Origin of the sequence: Bacillus sp. 522_BSPC, assembly GCF_001076885.1 — a bacterium.
GTDB classification, from domain to species: domain Bacteria; phylum Bacillota; class Bacilli; order Bacillales; family Cytobacillaceae; genus Niallia; species Niallia hominis.
The window spans coordinates 1-2,605 of the sequence record NZ_JVDT01000241.1; the positions used below are offsets into that span (position 1 = coordinate 1).

Annotated in this window: 3 protein-coding genes; 2 read left to right on the forward strand and 1 reads right to left on the reverse strand. The window is 37.7% G+C overall.

Annotation, left to right across the window (positions count from 1 at the left end):
• Nucleotides 1-64: 64 nt before the first annotated feature.
• Entirely contained in the window at nt 65-1,261 is a 1,197-nt protein-coding gene (locus tag ADJ83_RS19665; protein WP_031540362.1) for an IS256 family transposase, read from the reverse strand.
• A gap of 429 nt (nt 1,262-1,690) precedes the next feature.
• On the opposite strand from ADJ83_RS19665, the gene ADJ83_RS19670 reads away from it, so the two are divergent.
• Together ADJ83_RS19670 and ADJ83_RS19675 are read left to right on the forward strand one after the other, a co-directional pair.
• Nucleotides 1,691-2,011, forward strand: a complete 321-nt coding sequence (locus ADJ83_RS19670) for a transposase (RefSeq protein ID WP_016200952.1) — start codon at nt 1,691-1,693, stop codon at nt 2,009-2,011.
• Between the two features lie 8 nt (nt 2,012-2,019).
• Nucleotides 2,020-2,605: IS3 family transposase (locus ADJ83_RS19675; protein ID WP_048717144.1), on the forward strand; the 586-nt coding region annotated here is incomplete at its 3' end.

Here is a 2,605-nt window from a genome sequence, read left to right on the forward strand (position 1 = left end):
TTGGGTGTCTAGGAAAGGGCTAGCCCTTTCCTAGACACCCAAATTTCGCGCTGGCACGTCCCGGTTAGTTTGTCGGTTCATGTAGCTGCTCAAACATCTCTTCCAACTCTGCACGTGCCTGATTGAAGCCGATGTGACAGCGTGAGGCGAAACGTTGATTGTAGTCCTCGAACTGCGTCACTAAAAAACGTTCCAGTGATTCTTCGTTCGGAAACTGTTCCTTGCGCTTTGTATATTTTTTGATTTGCTTATTGAACGACTCAATTAAATTGGTCGAGTAGATGCTTCGCCAAATTGCTTTTGGAAACTGATAAAACGTCAGTAAATACGGGTTATTTAGTAAGCCTTGTGTAACTTTTTTGTACGATTTGCTCCATTTCTCGCAGAACTGCCCAAGTGCTAGCTCAGCTGCTTCGGCGTCCTTTGCCTGGTGAATCATTTTAAAATCTTCGCAGACTTCCTTGCGATCCTCTACGCGTACTTTATGCATAATATTGCGACCGACATGAACTAAACAGACTTGATATTTTGCTTTTGGAAACACAGTGAAAACAGCGTCTGCCATGCCTTTTAAGCCGTCTGATACGAATAATAAGACGTCTTCTACACCACGGTCTTTCAGCTCTTCTAGTAGCTCTTGCCAGTTGTAAGCAGACTCTGTTGGGGCAATCGTATAAGCGAGTACCTCTTTAGAGCCGTCTTCGCGAATACCAACAGCGATATAGACAGCTTCTTTGGACACCGTATCACGACGCACGGCAATATACGTCGCATCTAAATACACGCATACGTAACGATTATGCAACGAACGGTTGTTAAATGCATCGACTGTTTCTGAAACCGCTTTTGTCATATTCGAAATCGTTTGAGGCGTATAGTGATGGCCGTACATTTTTTCGATTAACTGGGCAATTTCAGCCATCGTAATGCCTTTTTTAAACAGGTGAATCACCGTATCTTCAAGCGTATCATTCGAACGCTTATACGGAGCCACGGTCTGTTGTTTGAACTCACCATTGCGATCACGTGGAATTTGAATGGCTAAATCGCCGTACTCTGTGTGAAGCGTACGCGAATAAGACCCATTGCGTGAGTTGCCTGAATTAAAGCCAATACGGTCATATTTTTCATAATCTAGAAATTCCGTTAACTCTGTCACAAGTAGCGAGTTGATCGCCATTTCCAAGTGCGAACGAAAAACCTCGGTAATATCTTGTTTTTTTACTAGTGCATCGATAATTTCTGTTGTAAACTGATTCATAGGGAAGACCTCTTTTCTAGGATTGGTTGTGGTGACTTAATTCTACCAAGAGAAGGTCTTCCTTTTTACATGGAAATTTTCATTTACACAAAATATTTTATACTCTCAAAATTAATAAGAAAGGACTAATTTTCTCAATATTCTAAATTCAATATGTTTTTACTATTATTTTTGTTCATAATAAATCTCAAGGAACTGCTTATATTCTTTCAAGATTCTTTAAGAAGTATCCATTCAGCAAAACGACTGACTATTAATTTCTGAATGTTGTTGTACACGAAATGGGAAATATTATAAATTCAGAGGATAAAACACTATTTAAAAATAACTCTATCTTGGACTAACCTAAAATAGTGAGACAATATAAAACACCTCCAAAATGGCAATACTTGAGATAAGTATTGTGACATTATTCGGAGGTGTTTTTGCGTGGGCAAAAAAACTGTATATACAAAAGAGATTAAATGGGCGGTAGTAAGAGATAAGCTTGAAGGAAAATTAACAACACGGGAAATTATGAACAAATACAAAATCAAAAATAAAACTCAAATTGAAACTTGGATGAGATGGTACAAAAATGGAGAAATGTATCGGTTTGATCAGCCAATTGGTAAACAATATACATTTGGGCATGGGCCCGATTCTTTAAGTAAGGACGAGCGAATAAGTAATCAACTAACTCACCTAAAAATGGAGAATGAAATTCTAAAAAAGTATATGGCGATGAGAAAGGAGTCGATAAAGGGCTAGTAGTACAATTGGTTGAACAATTTCGTGAAAAATATACCGTTACTTCCATTTTAAAAGTTTTAGGGATTCCACGTGCTAGCTATTATCGTTGGACTAAAGGGTTTGGTGAATATCGGAATGAACATGAAGAGTTAATTATTGAAATCTGTAAGGCTACTAAATATAGAAATGGTCATAGGAAAATTAGAGCTATTCTAAAGCGAGAACATCATATTCATCTTAATAGGAACACAGTTCAAAACATTATGCAGAAGCATCATTTGCAGTGTAAGGTGAAACCAAAACGCAAGTGGAAATCGCAGGGAGAAAGTGAAGTCATTGTACCTAATATTCTTAATCGTGATTTTAGTGCAAGTAAACCAAATGAGAAGTGGGTAACGGACATTACGTATATCCAGTATGGCAGCGAAACATTATATCTGTCTACGATTATGGATTTGTATAATAATGAAATCGTAGCTTATAAGATTTATAATCATCAACAAACGACATTAGTAATTGATACACTGCAGGATGCTTTGGATAAACGCAATCAGCCAGAAGGAGTTATTATACACTCCGATCAGGGGAGTGTGTATACATCGTATACTTTTC

What these genes read in the sequence shown, in the direction of transcription:
- ADJ83_RS19665 (WP_031540362.1), bottom strand. Translation starts at nt 1,261, where the DNA reads ATGAATCAGTTTACAACAGAAATTATCGATGCACTAGTAAAAAAACAA.